Source organism: Sphingomonas sp. PL-96 (assembly GCF_020707215.1).
In the GTDB taxonomy this organism is placed as follows: Bacteria; Pseudomonadota; Alphaproteobacteria; order Sphingomonadales; family Sphingomonadaceae; genus Sphingomonas.
The window spans coordinates 165605-184361 of sequence record NZ_JAJFET010000004.1 but is presented as its reverse complement, the minus strand read 5'-3'; the positions used below and the strand labels follow the sequence as shown (position 1 = coordinate 184361).

At 69.6% G+C, this 18757-nt stretch carries 16 protein-coding genes and 1 tRNA gene; 7 read left to right on the top strand and 10 right to left on the bottom strand.

Annotation, left to right across the window (positions count from 1 at the left end):
• Nucleotides 1-10: 10 nt before the first annotated feature.
• The 4 genes from LK533_RS10070 to LK533_RS10055 all read right to left on the bottom strand — a co-directional run bounded on the left by LK533_RS10070 (nt 11) and on the right by LK533_RS10055 (nt 7035).
• Complete coding sequence (locus tag LK533_RS10070; protein WP_229362809.1) at nt 11-892, bottom strand: transglutaminase family protein; 882 nt, start codon at nt 890-892, stop codon at nt 11-13.
• Complete coding sequence (locus tag LK533_RS10065; RefSeq protein WP_229362676.1) at nt 892-3375, bottom strand: circularly permuted type 2 ATP-grasp protein; 2484 nt, start codon at nt 3373-3375, stop codon at nt 892-894. The genes LK533_RS10070 and LK533_RS10065 overlap by 1 nt, the downstream gene beginning before the upstream one ends.
• Nucleotides 3376-3458: 83 nt before the next feature.
• Nucleotides 3459-5960 (bottom strand): DNA ligase D, encoded by a 2502-nt coding sequence (ligD, locus tag LK533_RS10060; protein WP_229362675.1) that lies wholly within the window; start codon nt 5958-5960, stop codon nt 3459-3461.
• A gap of 133 nt (nt 5961-6093) precedes the next feature.
• The gene (locus tag LK533_RS10055; RefSeq protein ID WP_229362674.1) at nt 6094-7035 is read right to left on the bottom strand and encodes a Ku protein; all 942 of its coding nucleotides are present in this window, start codon (nt 7033-7035) and stop codon (nt 6094-6096) included.
• Nucleotides 7036-7155: 120 nt separating this feature from the next.
• Between LK533_RS10055 and pdxH the strand changes: the two genes are divergently transcribed.
• Genes pdxH through LK533_RS10040 form a run of 3 tightly spaced genes read left to right on the top strand, consistent with a single transcriptional unit; the run spans nt 7156 to nt 9484 of the window.
• On the top strand, nt 7156-7737 hold the full coding sequence (gene pdxH, locus LK533_RS10050) for a pyridoxamine 5'-phosphate oxidase (protein ID WP_229362672.1): 582 nt from the start codon (nt 7156-7158) through the stop codon (nt 7735-7737).
• Entirely contained in the window at nt 7734-8687 is a 954-nt protein-coding gene (locus LK533_RS10045; protein ID WP_229362671.1) for a cation diffusion facilitator family transporter, read from the top strand. The genes pdxH and LK533_RS10045 overlap by 4 nt, the downstream gene beginning before the upstream one ends.
• 2 nt (nt 8688-8689) lie before the next feature.
• Entirely contained in the window at nt 8690-9484 is a 795-nt protein-coding gene (locus LK533_RS10040; protein ID WP_229362669.1) for a PhzF family phenazine biosynthesis protein, read from the top strand.
• Between the two features lie 200 nt (nt 9485-9684).
• Here the strand turns inward: LK533_RS10040 and mnmA are convergent, their stop codons facing one another.
• Nucleotides 9685-10794, bottom strand: coding sequence for a tRNA 2-thiouridine(34) synthase MnmA (mnmA, locus tag LK533_RS10035; RefSeq protein WP_229362668.1), 1110 nt, complete (start codon nt 10792-10794; stop codon nt 9685-9687).
• 124 nt (nt 10795-10918) lie between these two features.
• On the opposite strand from mnmA, the gene LK533_RS10030 reads away from it, so the two are divergent.
• The 3 genes from LK533_RS10030 (at nt 10919) to LK533_RS10020 (ending at nt 12950) form a co-directional block, all read left to right on the top strand.
• Nucleotides 10919-11170 (top strand): hypothetical protein, encoded by a 252-nt coding sequence (locus LK533_RS10030; protein ID WP_229362667.1) that lies wholly within the window; start codon nt 10919-10921, stop codon nt 11168-11170.
• Between the two features lie 85 nt (nt 11171-11255).
• Nucleotides 11256-11555 (top strand): DUF1153 domain-containing protein, encoded by a 300-nt coding sequence (locus LK533_RS10025; RefSeq protein ID WP_229362665.1) that lies wholly within the window; start codon nt 11256-11258, stop codon nt 11553-11555.
• A 105-nt stretch (nt 11556-11660) separates the two neighbouring features.
• Nucleotides 11661-12950 carry an adenylosuccinate synthase gene (locus LK533_RS10020; RefSeq protein ID WP_229362663.1) on the top strand — a complete coding sequence of 430 codons (1290 nt, stop codon included), beginning with the start codon at nt 11661-11663 and terminating at the stop codon, nt 12948-12950.
• Nucleotides 12951-13062: 112 nt separating this feature from the next.
• Here LK533_RS10020 and LK533_RS10015 read toward each other — a convergent pair whose 3' ends face one another.
• From LK533_RS10015 to LK533_RS10000, 4 genes are all read right to left on the bottom strand, one after another.
• Nucleotides 13063-13971 (bottom strand): prephenate/arogenate dehydrogenase family protein, encoded by a 909-nt coding sequence (locus LK533_RS10015; RefSeq protein WP_229362661.1) that lies wholly within the window; start codon nt 13969-13971, stop codon nt 13063-13065.
• Nucleotides 13971-15062: a pyridoxal phosphate-dependent aminotransferase gene (locus tag LK533_RS10010; RefSeq protein WP_229362659.1), complete on the bottom strand. Its 1092-nt coding sequence runs from the start codon at nt 15060-15062 to the stop codon at nt 13971-13973. Before LK533_RS10010 ends, LK533_RS10015 begins: the two co-directional genes overlap by 1 nt.
• A gap of 219 nt (nt 15063-15281) precedes the next feature.
• Complete coding sequence (locus tag LK533_RS10005) at nt 15282-15971, bottom strand: RlmE family RNA methyltransferase (RefSeq protein WP_229362657.1); 690 nt, start codon at nt 15969-15971, stop codon at nt 15282-15284.
• Entirely contained in the window at nt 15968-17011 is a 1044-nt protein-coding gene (locus LK533_RS10000) for a Ppx/GppA phosphatase family protein (protein WP_229362655.1), read from the bottom strand. Before LK533_RS10000 ends, LK533_RS10005 begins: the two co-directional genes overlap by 4 nt.
• A gap of 250 nt (nt 17012-17261) precedes the next feature.
• Here LK533_RS10000 and LK533_RS09995 point away from each other — a divergent pair.
• Nucleotides 17262-17335 (top strand) — tRNA-Gln (locus tag LK533_RS09995).
• 216 nt (nt 17336-17551) lie between these two features.
• Here the strand turns inward: LK533_RS09995 and LK533_RS09990 are convergent.
• Nucleotides 17552-18673 carry a glycosyl hydrolase gene (locus tag LK533_RS09990; RefSeq protein ID WP_229362653.1) on the bottom strand — a complete coding sequence of 374 codons (1122 nt, stop codon included), beginning with the start codon at nt 18671-18673 and terminating at the stop codon, nt 17552-17554.
• Nucleotides 18674-18757 lie beyond the last annotated feature (84 nt).

The following is an 18757-nucleotide window of genomic DNA, read 5'->3' as shown; positions in this document are numbered from 1 at the left end:
GGTGTCCCCCTCAATCCTCCAGCGGCGCCACGTCGACCGACACCGTCATCGTCTGCGCCCCCGATCCCAGCACCACGCCGTCGATCGGTGCGATCTCGCCATAGTCGCGGCCGACCGCGACGATGACATGGTCGTTCGCCATCCAGATGCCGTTGGTGGGATCGACGCCGACCCAGCCGTGGCGGTCGCCGCACCACAGCAACACCCAGGCATGGGTGGCATCCGCTCCCACCAGCCGCGGCTTGGCCGGCGGCGGCAGCGTGCGCAGATAGCCCGACGCATAGGCCGCCGGCAGGCCCGCCGCGCGCAGGCCTGAAATCATGATCTGCGCGAAATCCTGGCACACGCCGCCCCGCTTGGCGAATGCAACGTGCGGGGGCGTGTCGACCAGCGTGGCGGTGGTGTCGAACGCGAACTCGCGCTGGATGCGCCGGGCAAGCGCGATCGCCGCCTCCAGCGCGCCGCGCTCCGGGTCGAGCTCCTGGGCGCACCATGCGCCGATGTCGCGATTGAGCGGGATGTGCGGCGACGGGAAGAGGTAGCTCGCCGGGCTCGCCGGCCCCGCGTCCTGGCTGGCGCGCGCCTGGGCGGCGATGTCGGCCAGGCTGGGGTCGTCGGGTGCCGGCACCGGGATCGGCCGGTCCACCGTCATGCGTGCGCGGCTTTCGATCGTGAGCACCTTTTCCGGGCGCTCGACCACCAGCCGCAGGACGTTGGCAAGCCCCGCCTGTGCGCGCGCCGGCGCGGTGTGGCCGCCCGGCTCGACGGAAAGCGAATAGTCGTCCAGCGTCTGGCCGGACCACAGGATCGGCTTCAGCCGCAGGTTGCAGCGCGCAAAGCCGGCTGCCTGCGCATACTGAAAGCGTGTCACATGGCGGATGGCATAGCGCATCATGCCAAGGTTAACCCCGTGCCGCGCAGCGGTTCCGCGCCCTGCAGGAAATAGCGCGTGGCGATCGCGTTCGAAAGCTGCATCAGCCGGCCCTCCAGTGCCGTCACCGCCGCGGTGTCGAAGCTCGCGGCGGTCGCGGTCGCGACCATCGCCTGCACCTCGACCGCCAGCGCCTGTTGCGGCTCGGCGAGCCCGGAATCGGACAGCACCGGCAGGCGCGCGAGGTGGTCGCCGATCGCGCCGATCTGGAACGCGATCGCACGCGGGTTGCCCGGGTCAAGGGCGACCAGGTCCACCACCGGTAGCCGCGCAAAACCGGTGAGGTAGCGCTGGCGATAGCTGATCTGGCTGTCGGCCAGGTCGAGCAGCGTCGACAGGTCGTCGGCGGTCGCCTCGGGCGTCACAAAGGTCGCGAGCGCGCGGGTGATCGCCAGTGCGCGTTCTAGCCGGCGGCCAAGGTCATGGAAGCGCCAGGCATCCGTGCGCGCCATGTGTTCGGCCGAAAGCCCGGCAAGCGCTGCATAGCGGCGCTGGAGCGAGCCGGCACGGTCGAGCAGCCCGCCGCGGGTGGGATGCGGCGCGTCGAGCAGCCGCAGCATGTCCGCCGACAGCCGGTCACGGGAGATGGCGCCGATCCCTGCCGCCAGCCGGTTGATCCGGCGGACATTGTGCCACTGGGCGTCGTCGCCGTCGATCGCGGCGCGGGCGAACTCCACCAGCTCGCGCCGCCGCCGGCCGGCGGGCGCCGGGGCGGCATTGGCCTGGGCGATCAGCGTGACCAGTCGGGCGACGGTGGGGTCGTCCAGCGCCGCGCCCGTGTCGGCGCTGATCGAATGGCCGAGCAGCACGCGGAGCGCCCCCAGCAGGGCCTCGCCCCGCTCCAGATAGCGGCCGAGCCAGAAGAGATTGTCGGCGACGCGGCTGGGCAGCGTTCCTGGATTGCGCCGCAGCTCGATCGTATTCGCCTGGGGCAGCAGCGAAACCGGCAGCACCGGGTCCGGCCCGTGGACGCAGACGTCGGCGGACCAGCTGCCCTCGCCCATCACGGTCGCGCGCGTGTCGGTCTGGTTGCCGATGCGCGCAAAGCCGCCGGGCAGCACCGCCCAGTTGCCGTCGGCGTCGCGGGCGGCGAACACGCGCAGGGTAAAGGGTCGCGGCTCCAGCCGCTCGCCATCGACGAAGGGAAGGGTGGAGAGCTGCACCGCTTCCTGGCCGACATAATCCTGCGGCCGGCGCATCATGTCCTCTGCCAGCAGCCGCCGCGCGTCGGCGTCGAGCGCGGCGCCAGGCACCGCCTTGCACCCCGGCAGGCCGAGCGGGACGGGGCCGAACGCGGGCGCGATCACCATCTGGTCGAGGTTGGCGAGCACATGCGCGCGCTCGGCCGGCTGCCCGCACCACCAGGTGGCGACGTTGGGAAGCTGCAGCGGCGCGCCGTTCAGCCGCTCCGCCAGCGCGGGGAGGAAGGCGGCAACCGCCGGCGCCTCCAGCATGCCCGCGCCCGGCGCATTGGCGATGACGACATTGCCCGCCGCCATCGCGTCGATCAATCCCGGGACGCCGATGGTCGAGCGTGAATCAAAGGCAAGCGGATCGAGGCGCCGCGGGTCCACCCGCCGGCACAATGCATCGATCCGCTTCAGCCCGGCAATGGTGCGGACATAGAGCTGGTCGTTGCGGACGGCGAGGTCGGCGCCTTCGACCAGCAAGAAGCCCAGGTAGCGGGCGAGATGCGCCTGCTCGGCATAGCTCGGGTCGAGCCGGCCGGGGGTGAGCAGGCCAATGCGCGGCTCGCTGCGGCGGCAGGCGGCGGCGAGGCCATCGCGCATTGCCGCGAAGAATGGCGCATGGCGCCGCACGTTGAGCCGGCCCTGCAGCCCGCCCAGGGTGCGCGCGATCGCCAGCCGGTTCTCGAGTGCATAGCCCGCCCCCTCCGGGGCGCGCAGGTGGTCGGCGAGCACGCGCCAGCGTCCGTCCCCGTCGCGGCACAGGTCGGCCGCAAGGAAATGGAGGTGGTGCCCGCCCGGCGGCGTCACCCCCACCATCGGGCGCAGGAACAAGGGGCTGCCGGTGACCAGCGCCGCCGGGATCGCGCCGTCCGACACCAGCCGGCTGGGACCATAAAGATCGGCGGTCACGGTCTCCAGAAGTTCGGCGCGCTCGACGATGCCGGCGGCGATTGCCTGCCATTCGTCGCTGGCGATCAGCAGCGGAACGGGGGAGAGCGGCCAGCGGCGCTCCTCGCTTTCGCCGGGGATGCGGCGGCCCAGGCCGACGTCCTCCGCCTGTTGCTGCGCGCGTTCGCGGGCATGGTCGAGCGAATCGCCGGCGGCGGCGGCAAGCTCCTCCAGCGCGGCGAGCCAGGGCGCGCGGTCGCCCGCATCGCACAGCACGTCGCCCGCCAGGGAATGTGCGCAATATTCGGCGGCCCAACGCCTGGCGATGGTGGCGGCGTCGAACAGGCTGTTGGCTCGGTCCGGCACTCGTCACCCCGATCGCGTTTGGCCGGTGTCACCACAAAGCGCGGCGGGGCGCAACCGGGGATCGCGTCTGGGGCGATCCTCCCTCAAAGATCGGGCAGCGGCTGGTCGGCGATCCCCCAGCCGGCGAGCCCGCGGCTGTTGGCGCGCTCGATGAGCTCGGCGGCATCGTGGATCGAGAAGCGCTTGGGCGTCTCGATGTCGCCGAACTCGGCCCAGCTGACGGGGGCCGCGACATGGGCGCCGGGGCGGGCGCGCGCCGAATAGGGCATGACCGCGGTGGCGCCGCGCTGGTTGCGCAGCCAGTCGATGAAGATGCGGCCGACCCGCTTTGCCTTGGACATGGTGGCGGTGAAGCGTTCGGGTTCGGCAGCGGCCATGGCGCGGGCGAAGCGATCGGCAAAGGACTTCACCGCCGGCCATTCGGCCTGGGGGGTGAGCGGCACGACGACGTGCACGCCCTTGCCGCCCGACAGCATCGGGAAGCTCGCCAGGCCCATGTCGGCGAGGTGGCGTTTCAGGTCCTCGGCGGCGCGCTGCACGTCCTTCCAGTCGAGGCCTTCGTCGGGGTCCAGGTCGAACACCAGCCGGTCGGGGCGCTCGACATCCTCGGCGCGCGATCCCCAGCCGTGGAACTCGATCGTGCCCATCTGCACGCAGGCCATCAGCCCGTCGAGGTCGCGGACGTAGAGATAGGGCTGGGTCGAGCCGTCCTTTTCGCGGATGTCGACGTGGTCAACATGGTCGCCGAAGCTGCCGGCGTCGTGCTTCTGGAAGAAGCATTGCTTGGCGCGCCCCTGGGGGCAGCGGACCAGGCTGATCGGGCGATTGGCGACCCAGGGCAGCATGATCGGCGAGACCTGGGCGATGTAGGTGGCGAGATCGCCCTTGGTCAGCCCGTCCTCCGGGAAGATCACGCGGTCCGGGTTGGTGATCTTGATCGAGGAGGTTGGCACCTCGGCCTTGCCGCGCGCCGGCGTCGGCTCGGGCGTTTCGGCGACCACTTCCTCCGGGCGCTTGTCCTCGCGCAGGCCGACGAAGCTCGCGTGGCGGATGACCTGTTCGGCGGTGAATTCGGCGAAGGCGACCTCGGCGACGAGCTTGGGCTCCACCCAATGCGCGCCGCGTGCCGCCGCGCGGGGGACGGAGACCGGCGGCGTCTTGGTGGCGATCTTGTCGAGGCGTTCGCGCAGGTCGTCGATGGTGTCGGCGTTGAAGCCGGTGCCGACCTTGCCGGCATAGACGAGGCCGTCCGGCCCGTTCACCGCCAGCAGCAGCGAGCGCAGGCCCCGGCTGGCGGCGGTCGACGGCGACCAGCCGACGATCACGAACTCCTGCCGGCGGATGCACTTGGTCTTGAGCCAGCCCTTAGTGCGGGTGCCGCGATAGGGGGCGTCGGCGCGCTTGGAGACGACGCCCTCATAGCCCTCGCGGCACATCGCCTCGAACAGCTTCTCGCCGGCGCCGACGACATGCTCGGAATAGTGTAGGCGGGCGTCGACATTCTCGATCAGCGGCCGCAGCCGGTCCTTGCGCTGCACCTGGGGGAGGGCGCGCAGGTCCTCGCCATTCACCTCGAGCAGGTCGAAGGCGAAGAAGGCCATGTCGCCGCCGTTGCTGATCGCCTCCTGCAGCGTCGAGAAGTCGGGGCGGCCGTCCTTGAACGCGACGATCTCGCCGTCGATCAGCGCGCTGCCGGCGGGGATGGCGGCGGCGGCCTCGGCAATGCCGGGGAACTTGGGCGTCCAGTCGAGCCCGCTGCGGGTGTAGATGGTGGGGCCGCCCTTGCCGATCGCAACCAGCGCGCGATAGCCGTCGTACTTTACCTCGTGCAGCCAGGCGTTGCCGTCAGGGACGGCGTCGACCAGCGTGCACAGCTGCGGTTCGGTGAAGTCGGGACGCTTGCCGGCTTGCGCGGTCTTTGCGCGCGACTTGGCCGGGGCGCGGGGTTCGGGCTTGGTGGGGGTCTTGGCAGCCGGCTTGGCTTTTGCCTTGGGCTTGGTCGCGGCCTTCTTGCCGGCGGCGATCTCGTCCATGGTGCGGCCGGTCTTGACGCTGGTGAGCGCGGTTTCGACCAGGGTGTCGGCGCCGCCTGCCTCCGCATCGCCGATCTTGCGCAGCAGCCAGTTCTCGTTCTTCTCGCGGCCGCGTGGTTTCAAGCGGATCAGCAGCCACTCGCCCTTCATCCGCTCTCCGTCGAGGACGAAGTGGAGGTGGCCCTTCTCCAGGTCCTTGGCGGACTTGCCGGCGATCGGCGCCCAGGTGCCGTCGTCCCACAGCATCACCGTGCCGCCGCCATACTCGCCCTTGGGGATGGTGCCTTCGAAGTCGCCGTAGGAGAGCGGATGGTCCTCGGTCCGCACCGCCAGCCGTTTCTCGTCGGGGTCGAGGCTGGGGCCGCGCGTCACCGCCCAACTTTTGAGCACGCCGTCGAGCTCGATGCGAAAGTCCCAGTGGAGGCGTGTCGCGTCATGCTTCTGGACGATGAAGCGGTTGCCGTGGCCGGGCTCCAGCGTGCCGGCGGGCTCGGCCGTGCGGCTGAAGTCGCGCTTGGCGTTGTAGAGGGCGAGGGGGTCGGTCTTGGGCATTCAACGGCCCCTTCTAATCTGTGCTCCCGCGCAGGCGGGAGCCCAGGGCCAAGCAGAGCAACGGGCGTAAGTGTGCGGAACTCTGGATTCCCGCCTGCGCGGGAATACGGTGGGTGCGCGGGCCGGGCGAGCGTCAAGCACGTTTGCGGGCCGGGGCCTTGGCGGCGGGCTTGGCAGCCGGCTTCTTTGCGGCCGTCTTGCGCGCGGGCTTGTCTTCGGCGGCATCGTTGGCGGCCGCCTTGCTGGCGGTGCGCTTCTTGGGTGCGGGCTTGCCGCTGGTGTCGCCGGGCTTTTCCAGCGATTTCTTGAGCGCGGCCATGAGGTCGACCACGTTGGAGCCGGTCGGGCGCGCGTCCTCGTCCTCGTTGGTGTCGACGATCTTGCCCTTGGACTTCTTCTTGCGCTCGATCAGGTCTTTCAGCGCATCGACATAGCGGTCGTGGAATTCCTGGGGATCGAACTTCGCGGACTTCTTGGCGATCAGCGTCTCGGCGAGGTCGAGCAGGTCCTCGTCCGGCTTTTCGTCGGGGATGTCGCGGAAATAGCCCTGGGCGCGGTGCACCTCGTCGGCGTAGCGCAGCGTCTCCAGGATCATGCCGCGGCCGCAGGGTTTCAGGCTCACCACATATTCGCGGCCGCGCAGCGCGAGCTGGCCCAGACCCACCTTCTTGGTGCGGCGCAGCGCCTCGCGCAGGACGATGAACGCCTCTTCGGCGAGGTCGTCGGCCGGCACGACGAAATAGGGCTTCTCGTAGTAGAGCACGTCGATCTCGTTCGCGTCGACGAACTGGGTGAGCTCGAGCGTCTTCTTGGACTCGAGCTTCACCGCGTCGATCTCATCCTGTTCGAGCAGGATGTAGTTGCCCTTCTCAACCTCATAGCCCTTGACGATCTCGTCGGGGTCGACGGGGCCGACGCCGGCCACGCTCTTTTCGTACTTGATCGGCTTGCCGGTCGGCTCGTGGATCTGCCGGAAGGAGACCGCCGCACCGGACTTCGTCGCCGTGTAGATTTCCACGGGGATCGACACCAGCGCGAGCCGTATCTGCCCCTGCCAATAGGCCCTTGCCGCCATTGCCGTTTCCTTGTTGCGCAACCGATTCAATTCCCAGGAGAAAGAGTCGTTCCCAAGCCGGGGCATCATGGTGTGGTCGCGGGGGTGCGAAACGGCGCCAAGCGGCGTATAGGGCCGCGCATGATGACCGACCCTTTCGCGCTGTTCGACACCTGGCTGGACGAGGCCGCGGCGAGCGAGCCCAACGACCCCAATGCCATGGCGCTGGCCACGGCGGACGCGCGCGGACGCCCGTCGGTGCGCGAGGTGCTGCTGAAGGGGCATGGCCCGGAGCTGGGCTTCGTTTTCTACACCAATCGCGAGAGCCGCAAGGGCGCCGACCTCGCCGCCAATTCGCAGGCGGCGCTGCTGTTCCACTGGAAGGGGCTGCGCCGGCAGGTGCGGGTCGAAGGCGCCGTCGTCCAGGCGAGCGATGCCGAGTCGGACGTGTATTTCGCCTCGCGGCCGCGCGACTCGCAGCTGGGCGCCTGGGCGTCGCTCCAGTCGCGCCCGCTGGAGGCGCGCGAGCGGTTCGAGGAGCGGTTCGCCGAGGTGCAGGCGCGCTTTGCGGGCGGCGACGTGCCGCGCCCGCCGCACTGGGGCGGCTATCGCGTCGTGCCCGACACCATCGAGTTCTGGCAGGACCGCGCCTATCGCCTGCACGAGCGGCGGCTGTTCACCCGTACGCAGGAGGGCTGGACCGAGGGGCTGTTGTTCCCATGACCGAGGCCGAACGCGGGCGGATCATCCCCTATGCGGTGCGGGCGGCGATCGCGTCGGTCGCGATGGCGCTGTCGCTGCTTGCGCTCAAGGGGGTGGCGGCGTGGACCACCGGCTCGGTGGCGATGCTCGGCAGCCTTGCCGACACCGCGCTCGACCTGCTCGCCTCGCTGGTGACGCTCTACGGCGTGCGGCTGGCGGCGACCCCGGCCGACCACGACCACCGGTTCGGCCATGGCAAGGCGGAGGCGCTGGCGGCGCTGTTCCAGGTGGCGCTGATCGCGGCCTCCGCCGTCGGCATTGCCTGGCGCGCCATTGCCGCGTTCGCCGCCCCAGGGGAGACCGCCGATCCGCAGTTCGGCATTGGCGTGTCGATCGTCGCCATCCTCGCGACCTTTGCGCTGCTCGCCTATCAGCGCGCGATCATCCGCAAGACCGGATCGGTCGCGATCCGCGCCGACAGCGTCCATTACCAGTCCGACCTGCTGCTCAACCTGGCGGTGATCGCCGCGATCGCGCTCGACCAATATGTCGGCTGGTCCGGCGCCGACCCGCTGTTCGGCATCGCCATCGCGCTGTGGCTCGCCTGGGGCGCGTTCCGCGCGTCCAGCCAGGCGATCGACCAGCTGATGGACAAGGAATGGCCGGAGGCGGAGCGGCGCGCGTTCCTGGACGTGGCGGCACGTCAGGAGGGGCTGCGCGGCATTCACGACTTCCGCACGCGCCGCTCCGGCAGCCACGATTTCGCGCAGTTCCACATGGAGGTGGACCGCACGCTGAGCGTCGGCGACGCGCACGACATCGTCGAGGCGGTGGAGAAGAACCTGCGCCGCGCCTATCCGCGCGTCGAGGTGCTGATCCACCTCGATCCCGAGGGGCATGTCGATACCGACAATCCGCTGGTGGAGGCGGACGTGACGCCGCACTGGTTCGGCAAGCGGGTGGGAGGATGAGCATGCGCGTACCGTTCACGCAAGTCGATGCATTCGCCGACGCGCCGTTCGCGGGCAATCCGGCGGCGGTGCTCCAGCTCGACGCCTGGCCCGAGGATGCGGTGCTCCAGCAGGTCGCGGCCGAGAACAATCTTTCGGAAACCGCGTTCCTGGTGCCCGACGCGAGCGGCGAGGCCGATCGCGAGTTGCGCTGGTTCACCCCCACAGAGGAGGTGATGCTGTGCGGCCATGCGACGCTGGCGAGCGGCCACACGCTGCTGTCGGCCGATCCGGCGCTGGAGCGGGTGCGGTTCCGCACGCGCCGTGCCGGGGTGCTGGAAGTGGCGCGCGACGGCGAGGGTTATGCGATGGTGCTGCCCGCCTGGGCGCCCGAGCCGAAGCCGCTGCCGGAGATCGTGGCGGCGCTGGGCTGTGCAGTCGAGGAGACGCTGTGGCACGCCAACGGCTATGCGCTGGCGGTGGTGGCGCATGCCGAAACCGTCGAGCAGCTTCAGCCCGATCCCGCCGGGTTGATGGTGGAGGGCGAGGCGATCGTGATCGTCACGGCACCGGGCCGCGACACCGACGTGATCAGCCGGGTGTTCGCGCCGGGCTGCGGGATCGCCGAGGACCCGGTGACGGGCTCCGCCCATGCGGTGATGGCGACCTATTGGACGCAGCGGCTGGGGCGCGACCGCTTCACCGCCTATCAGGCGAGCGCACGCGGCGGGCGGCTGAACGTGCGGCTGGACGGGGAGCGCGCGGTCCTGGGCGGGCGCTGCGTCACGGTCATCGAGGGAAGCTTCCTGCTGCCGTGAGGGCGGGGGGAGAGGGCATGTCGTCCCAATCCCCCTCTGTTCGTGCCGGCTAGAGATCGAGTAGCGCCGCAAGGCGCGTATCGAGAGCTCGAATCGAGGTGCGGTTCCGCGCGCCAAACCTGTCTCTCGATACGCCCTCTCGATACGCTGCTGACGCAGCTACTCGACGGCTACTCGAGACGAACGGCTTTGTGGGGGGCTCAGGCAGCCAGTGCCATCGCGGACTCGGTCTCGGCGATCCAGCCGCCGCCCAGCACCCGCTCGCCCGCGTAGAGCACTGCCGCCTGGCCGGGGGCCACGCCATATTCCGGAGCCTCGAACACCAGTCGGTCGCCCTCCAGCCGCGCCGGCACGGGCTTGGCCATCGAGCGCACCTTGGCGGTCAGCGGCTGGCCGCGATCGCCGCCCAGCCAGTTGATGTCGGAAAGCCGCGCCGCGCCCACCGCCAAGGCGATGCGCGGACCCACGACCAGGCGGCGGCTCTCCGGTTCCAGCCGCACGACGTACAGCGGTTCGGGCTGGCCGCCGATTTCCAGCCCGCGGCGCTGCCCGACCGTGAAGCCGACCAGCCCGTCGTGCGACCCAAGCACCCGGCCCTCCAGGTCGACGATCTCGCCGCCCGCATCCGCCCCCGGCCGCAGCTTCTTCACCAGCCCGGCATAGTCGCCGTCGGGCACGAAGCAGATGTCCTGGCTGTCGGGCTTGGCCGCGACGCCCAGGCCCATCTTCGCGGCGATCTCGCGCACGCGCGCCTTGGGCATGCCGCCCAGCGGGAAGCGGATGAAGTCCAACTGCGCGCGCGTGGTGGCGAACAGGAAATAGCTCTGGTCGCGGGCCGGATCGACCGCGCGGTGCAGCTCGGCGCCCTCGGCCCCCTCCACTCGCCGGACATAATGGCCGGTCGCCAGGCAATCGGCGCCCAGGTCGCGCGCCAGCGCCAGGAGGTCGGTGAACTTCGGCCCCATGTTGCACTTCACGCACGGAATCGGCGTGCGCCCCGCGAGATATTCGTCGGCGAAATCGTCGATGACGTTTTCGCGGAAGCTCGTCTCATGGTCGAAGACGTAATGGGCGATGCCAAGGCTGTCGCACACCGCGCGCGCGTCGCGGATGTCGCGGCCGGCGCAGCAGCTGCCCGCGCGGCCCACGGCGGCGCCATGGTCGTAGAGCTGGAGCGTCACGCCGATCGTCTCGGCACCCGTGCGCGCGGCGAGTGCGGCCACCACCGAACTGTCGACGCCGCCAGACATGGCGACGACGATGCGGCGCGCGCGCACCGGAGACTCAAGCTGGAAATCGCCCTCGATCATGGGCGGCCACATAGGGTGCGCGACGACCGGATGCAAAATCCGCGACGGGTGGAGGGCACCTTTACGGGCTGTTTAACTTCGCGTCGTACTTCAATGGGCTCCGGCCGTTCGGAAAGGAGCCCCGTTGGACCTGAGTTTCGCCCGATTGGAACGCGGCATTGCGGTCACCGCCTTGCCCGTCGATCTGGCCGTGCTGCTTGCCAGGGCAAGCGCGCGCCAGGCGGCAAGCGTTACCGCGCGGGTGCAGGCACGGGTCACCGCGGTGCGCGTCAGCGAAAGTCTGCTGTCGCCGCGTCACGGCGCGTTCCACCCAACGGTTGCCGAGGCGCTGCGCCCACCGGCGCATCCGCTTGGGCAAGCGCCCGGGCAGGGATGAAGGGATTTTTTACCCGCCGCGCGTAAAAGGGGTTTGAACGGGGCGTCGGTCGCTTGGGGGCAGGCCGCCGACCATTGAGGTGAAGATGATCGAAAACCAGAAGATCCGTCCTGCAAAGGCGATCGGTCCGCTTGGCGAGCCGCTGACGCTCGACTCGTTGCCGCCGCCCGACACGACGCGGTGGGTCGTCCGGCGCAAGGCGGAAGTGGTCGCGGCCGTCAACGGCGGCCTGCTGACCATCGACGAGGTCTGCACTCGCTACAGCCTCTCGCCCGAGGAATTCGCGAGCTGGCAGCGGGCCATCGACCGATCGGGCATGCCGGGCCTGCGCGTTACGCGCATCCAGCATTACCGCTCGCTCTACGAGCGCCAGCAGAAATACTGACGGCCCCGCCGCAAGGGCTGCAACGCCATCGGCCGCGCACGGGTGGACGCGGGCGCCCCCGCGCTCTAGGGCAGCCCCGCTTTTCACGCATATAAAGGAACTGGCGTGGCGAACGTGGCGGTAATCGGCGCTCAATGGGGCGACGAGGGCAAGGGCAAGATCGTCGATTGGCTGGCGGAGCGCGCCGATGTGGTGGTGCGCTTCCAGGGCGGGCACAACGCCGGTCATACGCTGGTGGTCGACGGCAAGACCTACAAGCTGTCGCTGCTGCCGTCGGGCATCGTGCGCGGCACGCCTTCCGTCATCGGCAACGGTGTCGTGCTCGACCCCTGGGCGCTTCGGGACGAAGTGGCCCGCCTGCGCGAGCAGGGCGTGGAGGTTACCCCCGACACGCTGCGCATCGCCGACAATTGCACGCTGATCCTGCCGTTCCACCGCGACCTGGACGGTCTGCGCGAGGATGCGAGCGGCGCGGGCAAGATCGGCACCACCCGCCGCGGCATCGGTCCGGCGTACGAGGACAAGGTCGGCCGCCGCGCGCTGCGCGTTTGCGACCTGGCCCATCTCGATTCGCTCGAGCCGCAGCTCGATCGCCTGTCTGCGCACCACGACGCGCTGCGCGCGGGCTTTGGCGAGCCGCCGATCGACCGCGCCGCGCTGCTCGAGCAGCTGCGCGAGATCGCGGGCTTCGTGCTGCCGTTCGCACGGCCGGTGTGGCGTGACCTCAACGAGGCACGCACCCGCGGGCGCCGCATCCTGTTCGAGGGCGCACAGGGCGTGCTGCTCGACATCGACCACGGCACCTATCCGTTCGTCACCTCGTCCAATACCATCGCGGGCACCGCGGCGGGCGGTTCGGGCCTGGGCCCGGGCGCGGTCGGCTTCGTGCTGGGGATCGCCAAGGCCTACACCACCCGCGTCGGTTCGGGCCCGTTCCCGACCGAGCTGGAGGATGCGACCGGCCAGCGGCTGGGCGAGCGCGGGCATGAGTTCGGCACCGTCACCGGCCGCAAGCGCCGCTGCGGCTGGTTCGACGCGGTGCTGGTGCGCCAGTCGGTCGCGGTGTCCGGCGTGACCGGCATCGCGCTCACCAAGCTCGACGTGCTCGACGGGTTCGAGGAAATCTCGATCTGCACGGGCTACAAGCTCGGCGACGAGACGCTCGACTATTATCCCGCCCACGCCGCCGACCAGGCGAAGGTCGAGCCGATCTACGAGACGATGGCCGGCTGGCAGGAGTCGACGGCGGGCGCGCGCAGCTGGGCCGAGCTTCCGGCGCAGGCGATCAAGTACATTCGCCGCGTCGAGGAACTGATCCAGTGCCCGGTGGCGCTGGTGTCGACCAGCCCCGAGCGCGAGGACACGATCCTGGTACGGGATCCGTTCGCGGACTGAGGCGTGCGCCCCGGCGAAGGCCGGGGCCCCGTCCTTTCACCGTAAAGCACAGCGTGTCCGGACGCTGACGTTCGTCAGCAGGATGGCAGGGGATTAGGCGAGCAGGAAACCCCTACTCCCGCGTACGCCCGAAATCGTCGCGCGCGTCATCCTGGCCCTGCTCCACGATCGAGCGGCGGATCGCGCGGGTGCGGCTGAACAGCTCGAACAGCTCGTCGCCCTGGCCCCAGCGGATCGCGCGCTGCAGTGCGGACAGATCCTCCGAGAAGCGTTGGAGCATGTCCAGCACCGCCTCGCGGTTGTTGAGGAACACGTCGCGCCACATCGTCGGATCGGATGCGGCGATGCGGGTGAAGTCGCGAAACCCACCGGCCGAATATTTGATCACCTCGCTCTGCGTCACTTCCTCGAGGTCCGAGGCGGTGCCGACGATCGTATAGGCGATCAGGTGCGGCAGATGGCTGGTGACCGCGAGCACGCGGTCGTGGTGCTCGGGCGCCATCCGCTCGATGTCGGCGCCCAGCCGGCGCCAGAACTCTGCCACACGCTCGACCGCGACGGGATCGGCGTCTTCGGCGGGGGTGAGGATGCACCAGCGGTTGCGGAACAGCGTCGCGAAGCCTGCCTCCGGGCCCGAGCGCTCGGTGCCGGCGACCGGGTGGGCGGGCACGACGGCGGCGCCGGGAAGCGCCTCGGCCAGCGCCTGGGCGACGCTGGTCTTGCTGGAACCGACATCGCTTACGATCACGCCCGGCGGCAGGTCGGGCGCGAGCTCGGCGGCGACGGCGCCGATCGCGCCGACCGGCACGCACAGCACCACCAGCTCGGCATCGAGCACCGCCGCACCGGGATGGTCCGCGACATCATCGACCAGACGGAGCGCACGCGCAGTTTCACGCACCTGGGGGTCGGCGTCGTGGCCGGTGAGGCGGACGCCCGGCATCGCCTCCCGCACCGCGCGCGCGACCGAGGAGCCGATCAGCCCCAGGCCGATGACGGCGACACGGGCAAACGGCAGCATCAGCCGACGATCCTGCGCAGCGCTTCGGCCAGGCCGCGCATCTGCGCTTCGGTGCCGATGGTGATGCGCAGGCCGTTGGCAAGGCCCTGGCCCGGCAGCCAGCGGGTGATGTAGCCGGCGTCCATCAGCCCCTTGTAGGCCGTCTCGGCCGATACGGGTCCTTCGAACAACACCAGCAGGAAGTTGGTTTCGGACGGCACCGCCCGCAGCCCGGCATTGCCGAGCGCCGCGACCTCGCCTGCCAGCCAGTCGCGCCACTGGCGGTTGTACGCACGGCTGCGTTCGACGAAGCCGGTGTCGCCGACCGCCGCGACCGCCGCCAGCTGGCCGGCCGATGTCACGTTGAAGGGCGCGCGGATGCGTTGCATCGCGTCGATCGCCTTGGCCGACCCATAGCCCCAGCCGATCCGCTCGGCGGCAAGCCCGTGAATCTTCGAGAAGGTACGGGTGACGAACACGTTCTCGTGGCGCTCTGCGAGCATGAGGCCGAGGTCGTCGTCCTCCGGCTCCACATATTCGGCATAGGCCTGGTCGATGACCAGCATCACCTGCGGCGGCAGCCCGGCGTGCAGCCGCGCGATCTCGGCGGCGGGCGCGAAGGTGCCTGTCGGGTTATTGGGGTTGGCGACATAGACCAACGTCGTCCGCTCGGTCACTGCCGCCAGAATGGCGTCGATGTCGGTCGCGTGATCGCGGTCGAGCGCCACCACCGGGGTCGCCCCCACGCGGCGGATGGCGATGTCATAGAGTGCAAAGCCGTAGCGGACGTAGATCGCCTCGTCGCCCGGCCCCGCATAGGCGCCTGCGGCTAGGTGCAGCAGCTCGTCCGAGCCGGTGCCATAGATGACGCGCGCCGGATCGAGGCCGTGGGCGGCGGCCAGTGCCTCGCGCAGCGCGGTCGCGCCCGGATCCGGGTAGCGCTCCAGGCTGTCCTGCGCCGCCGCAAACGCCGCTCGCGCCGCGGGTGAGGTGCCGAGCGGGTTTTCGTTCGCGGAAAGTTTCACGACCGGACGGCCGCCATCGGTGGTCGCGCGGCCCGGGACATAGGGCGCGATGTCGAGGACCCAGGGCTTGGGAGCGGGAGCGTTCATGGCGTCGGCAGTGGCGCAACGCCTGCGCGAAGGCAAGGCAGGGGCGGGGGCGGAAATTGCCGAGCTCGGCCTCGGTGCGGCTGCCTCCCGTTCGTCCACAGTAGCCATGGAGCACAGTCGAAGTCGCGTATCGAAGGACGGTCTGCGGTGCTTCGATACGGCGCTTCAGCTGCGCTCAGCCCCTGCTCAGCACGAACGGATATCCCTTGGAGGCCCGCTTCAGCCTTCCGACTCCTCCACCGCCACCTTCGCGCGGCCCTTGAAGCCTTGCGCGATCACATACCATTCCGACGATCCCTTGCGGCTCGCGGGCGGCTTGGCGTGCTTGACCGTGCTGAAGTTGCGCTTGAGCTCCGCGATCAGGGCGTTGTCCGCGCCGCCCGCCAGCGACTTGGCGACAAAGGCGCCGCCGGGGCGCAGCACTTCGCAGGCGAACATCACGCCGGCCTCCACCAGCGCCATGGTGCGCAGGTGATCGGTCTGGGGATGGCCGACGGTGTTGGCTGCCATGTCCGACATCACCAGGTCCGCCTCGCCGCCCAGCGCCTCGCGCAGCAGGTCCGGCGCGGTGTCGTGCAGGAAGTCGAGCTGGAAGATGGTGACGCCGTCGATCGGATCGACCGGCAGGAGGTCGATGCCGGCGATCGCGGCCGATGGCGCGAGCTTGCGGACCACCTGCGACCAGCCGCCCGGTGCGATGCCCAGGTCGACCACGCGCTTGACGCCGCGCAGCAGCTGGAAGCGCTCGTTCAGCTCCAGGAGCTTGTAGGCGGCGCGGCTGCGATAGCCTTCGGCCTTCGCGCGCTTCACGTATGGGTCGTTCAACTGGCGCTCGAGCCAGCGGGTCGATTGCGCGGTGCGGCCGCGGGCGGTGCGGACGCGCTGGCGTCCCGGAGGTGCGCCCCTCATGCGTAGCGCCCCTGCATCAGGCGGCGCAGGATCCCCTCGCGGATGCCGCGGTCGGCGATGCCCAGCCGCTCGGCGGGCCACAGGTCCAGGATCGCCTCCAGGATGGCGCAGCCCGCGACCACCAGGTCGGCGCGCTCCGGCCCGATGCAGGCGACCTTGGCGCGGCCGGACAGCTCCAGCCCGGCCAGCCGGCGGCTGACCTGGCGCATCGCGTCGGAAGGCACGATCAGCCCGTCGATCGCCGAGCGATCATAGCTGTCGAGCCCCAGGTGGACGCTGGCGAGCGTGGTCACGGTGCCGCTGGTGCCCAGCAGCCTGCGTTGCCCGTCGACCTGCGGCAGCCGCCTGGCAAAGGGCGCGAAGCTGTCGACCACGCATTGGCGCATCGCGTCGAACGCGCCGCTCGCGATCGGTGCATCGCGGCCTGCGCCCAGGCTTTCGGTCAGCGAGACCACGCCCCAGGGGGTGCTGTGCCAGTCGACCACGCTCGGCACCGTGCCCGTGGTGTCGAGCAGCACCAGTTCGGTCGAGCCGCCGCCGATGTCGAACACCAAAGCGGGGCCTTCGCCCGGCTCCAGCAGCGCGTGGCAGCCGAGCACGGCGAGGCGCGCCTCCTCCTCGGCCGAGATCACGTCCAGAAAGATACCGGTCTCCTCATGTACGCGCCGGATGAAATCGGCGCCGTTGCTTGCCCGCCGGCACGCCTCGGTCGCGACCGCGCGCGACAGGGTGACATTGCGGCGGCGCAGCTTGTCGGCACAGATTTTCAGCGCGGCGATGGTGCGTTCGATCGCCGCTTCGCTCAGCCGGCCGGTCGCCGCAAGCCCTTCGCCCAGGCGCACGATTCGCGAAAAGGCGTCGACCACGGCAAAGCCCTGGCCCTGCGGCCGGGCAATCAGCAGCCGGCAGTTGTTCGTGCCAAGGTCCAGCGCCGCGAAATGGCGCGCCCTCGGGAAGCGCGGTTGCGCTGATGCATGTGGTGCCGAACGGACGGGGGCAGCGCCCCGCCGGTGCGGCAACCGGGCGGTCGTATCCCCCATGCCGTCACTTTCTTCTTATGTTCTGTTCCGTCACGGCGGAGATCCGCCGCTCGGTGCTTGGGGCAGAAACTAGCGGAAGCTGCCGGCAGCGGCAAGGTGAGGGTGGCGGGGGAAAGGCGGTGCACCCGCGTTCCGCGATGGGACGCCCGGCATGCCCGGCGGAGCGTGGCGGCACGCCAAAAATCGAGTGGATGCGAAAACAGGCTTGACCGCATCGCGCGCGCCTCCTAACAGCGCGCCCTCACGACGTTGCCCTGTCGTCTAATGGTAAGACTACGGACTCTGACTCCGTCAATCGTGGTTCGAATCCACGCGGGGCATCCAGTGTTTAGCAGCCCACTGGCTGGCACTTGGATCCCGGGCTTTTCGTGAGCGCCCGAACATCGCTGCAATCCAGTTTCCTCGGCGCGACCTTGCCGCACACCGGCTAAGGATCGCCGCTGCGCTTGCTTGTGCGCCGGGGTAGCGTCTCCTGAAGGACACGGCGGACCAGCAGGTGGCCCGCCCCTTTGTTGAAGGAGCGAGCCGCCTGCCTGCCGATTACTTTCCGGCGAGCGGAACGGGTCCCGCCACGGGTTGGGCGCCGAAGATCGACTTGAAGGTCGCCGCAGCGTGCGGATACTGGCCGTGGCTCAGGTCGCCCTGGAACGCGGAGTTGTTGTTCCAATAGCCCTGGAAGAGGACGTGGTGGTCGTCAAACCACTTCGCGGCCGACTGGATGTACGGCCCTGCCGTGTCGGAGTTGACGCCCCATTCCGAATACGCCGTCGGCTTGTTGTGCGCCTTGGCGAAATCCTGGTGCCACTGGAGTCCCCACTTCTGGGTCACCATGGTGTTCCACGCCTTGGCCGGATCGGTGCCCAGCCACTTCGTGTCCCAATAGAAATCCATGCCGATGATGTCGACGACGTCGTCGCCAGGATAGGCGGTCTCGGGGTCCATGCCGACGCTGCCGACGTTCGGGGTCCATTCGAACACGAAGCGTCCGGGAGCCACGGAGCGGAACGCAGCAACGAAGTGGCGGAATGCGCCCTTGTACTGCTCGGCCTTGCCGACCGCCGACCATGCGTTCCAGCCCTTGCCGTTGAACTCCCAGCCCACGCGCAGGTCGATGTACTGATCGTTGGGCGAGAGGTTGACCATGGTCTTGGCCAGCTGGCGATAATAGCTGTCATAGCCGCCCCTGGCGGCTTCATCCAGCGTGGCCCCCTTGGGGATCAGCGGGATCGACCAGAGGATGTCGCTCGTCTTGCCCTTGTAGAGGTTGGCGAGGTAGCCGGGCGAGTTCTGCCAGTCGGACCAGCTCGCGGCCCCGCCAAACAGGGTTACGGCGTCGGGCTGCCGCCCCAGCCACTTCTGGTAATAGGTCAGCATCGCGGGATCGTTGCCGATCGCGACCGACTGCCGGACGGCCCCGTACGCAGTTGCTGCGGGCGTGGCCGCTGCCTTGAGCGCCACCGTTGAGGTCGGCGTCGGCGTCGGGGTCGGCGTTGGCTGGACTGCCGTGGTAACCTTGTACGGATTCGCGGCTGCGGTTCCGGCCACCACGACGGTGCCGGCCGTTTGCGATTGCTTGCGCCACGACCAGTGCGTGGACGCATATGCGGAGCTAAGGGCCACGGCGGTCAGGCCGACGCCGCCCAATACATAAGTCAGCTTCATCTTCTACCTTGGACGCGAAAAGCCCGCCCAGCAGCACCAAGCTGACGGGGTCGCGAATTTCCTGAACGGTTAAATCTGAGGTGC

Excerpts from the sequence above, each read along its gene's own strand:
- LK533_RS09990 (WP_229362653.1), bottom strand. The coding sequence starts at position 18,673 with ATGAAGCTGACTTATGTATTGGGCGGCGTCGGCCTGACCGCCGTGGCC.
- LK533_RS10010 (WP_229362659.1), bottom strand. The coding sequence starts at position 15,062 with ATGAACGCTCCCGCTCCCAAGCCCTGGGTCCTCGACATCGCGCCCTAT.
- LK533_RS10040 (WP_229362669.1), top strand. The coding sequence starts at position 8,690 with ATGCGCGTACCGTTCACGCAAGTCGATGCATTCGCCGACGCGCCGTTC.
- LK533_RS10045 (WP_229362671.1), top strand. The coding sequence starts at position 7,734 with ATGACCGAGGCCGAACGCGGGCGGATCATCCCCTATGCGGTGCGGGCG.
- LK533_RS10025 (WP_229362665.1), top strand. The coding sequence starts at position 11,256 with ATGATCGAAAACCAGAAGATCCGTCCTGCAAAGGCGATCGGTCCGCTT.
- LK533_RS10070 (WP_229362809.1), bottom strand. The coding sequence starts at position 892 with ATGCGCTATGCCATCCGCCATGTGACACGCTTTCAGTATGCGCAGGCA.
- LK533_RS10015 (WP_229362661.1), bottom strand. The coding sequence starts at position 13,971 with ATGCTGCCGTTTGCCCGTGTCGCCGTCATCGGCCTGGGGCTGATCGGC.
- LK533_RS10055 (WP_229362674.1), bottom strand. The coding sequence starts at position 7,035 with ATGGCGGCAAGGGCCTATTGGCAGGGGCAGATACGGCTCGCGCTGGTG.
- mnmA (WP_229362668.1), bottom strand. The coding sequence starts at position 10,794 with ATGATCGAGGGCGATTTCCAGCTTGAGTCTCCGGTGCGCGCGCGCCGC.
- ligD (WP_229362675.1), bottom strand. The coding sequence starts at position 5,960 with ATGCCCAAGACCGACCCCCTCGCCCTCTACAACGCCAAGCGCGACTTC.
- pdxH (WP_229362672.1), top strand. The coding sequence starts at position 7,156 with ATGATGACCGACCCTTTCGCGCTGTTCGACACCTGGCTGGACGAGGCC.
- LK533_RS10000 (WP_229362655.1), bottom strand. The coding sequence starts at position 17,011 with ATGGGGGATACGACCGCCCGGTTGCCGCACCGGCGGGGCGCTGCCCCC.
- LK533_RS10005 (WP_229362657.1), bottom strand. The coding sequence starts at position 15,971 with ATGAGGGGCGCACCTCCGGGACGCCAGCGCGTCCGCACCGCCCGCGGC.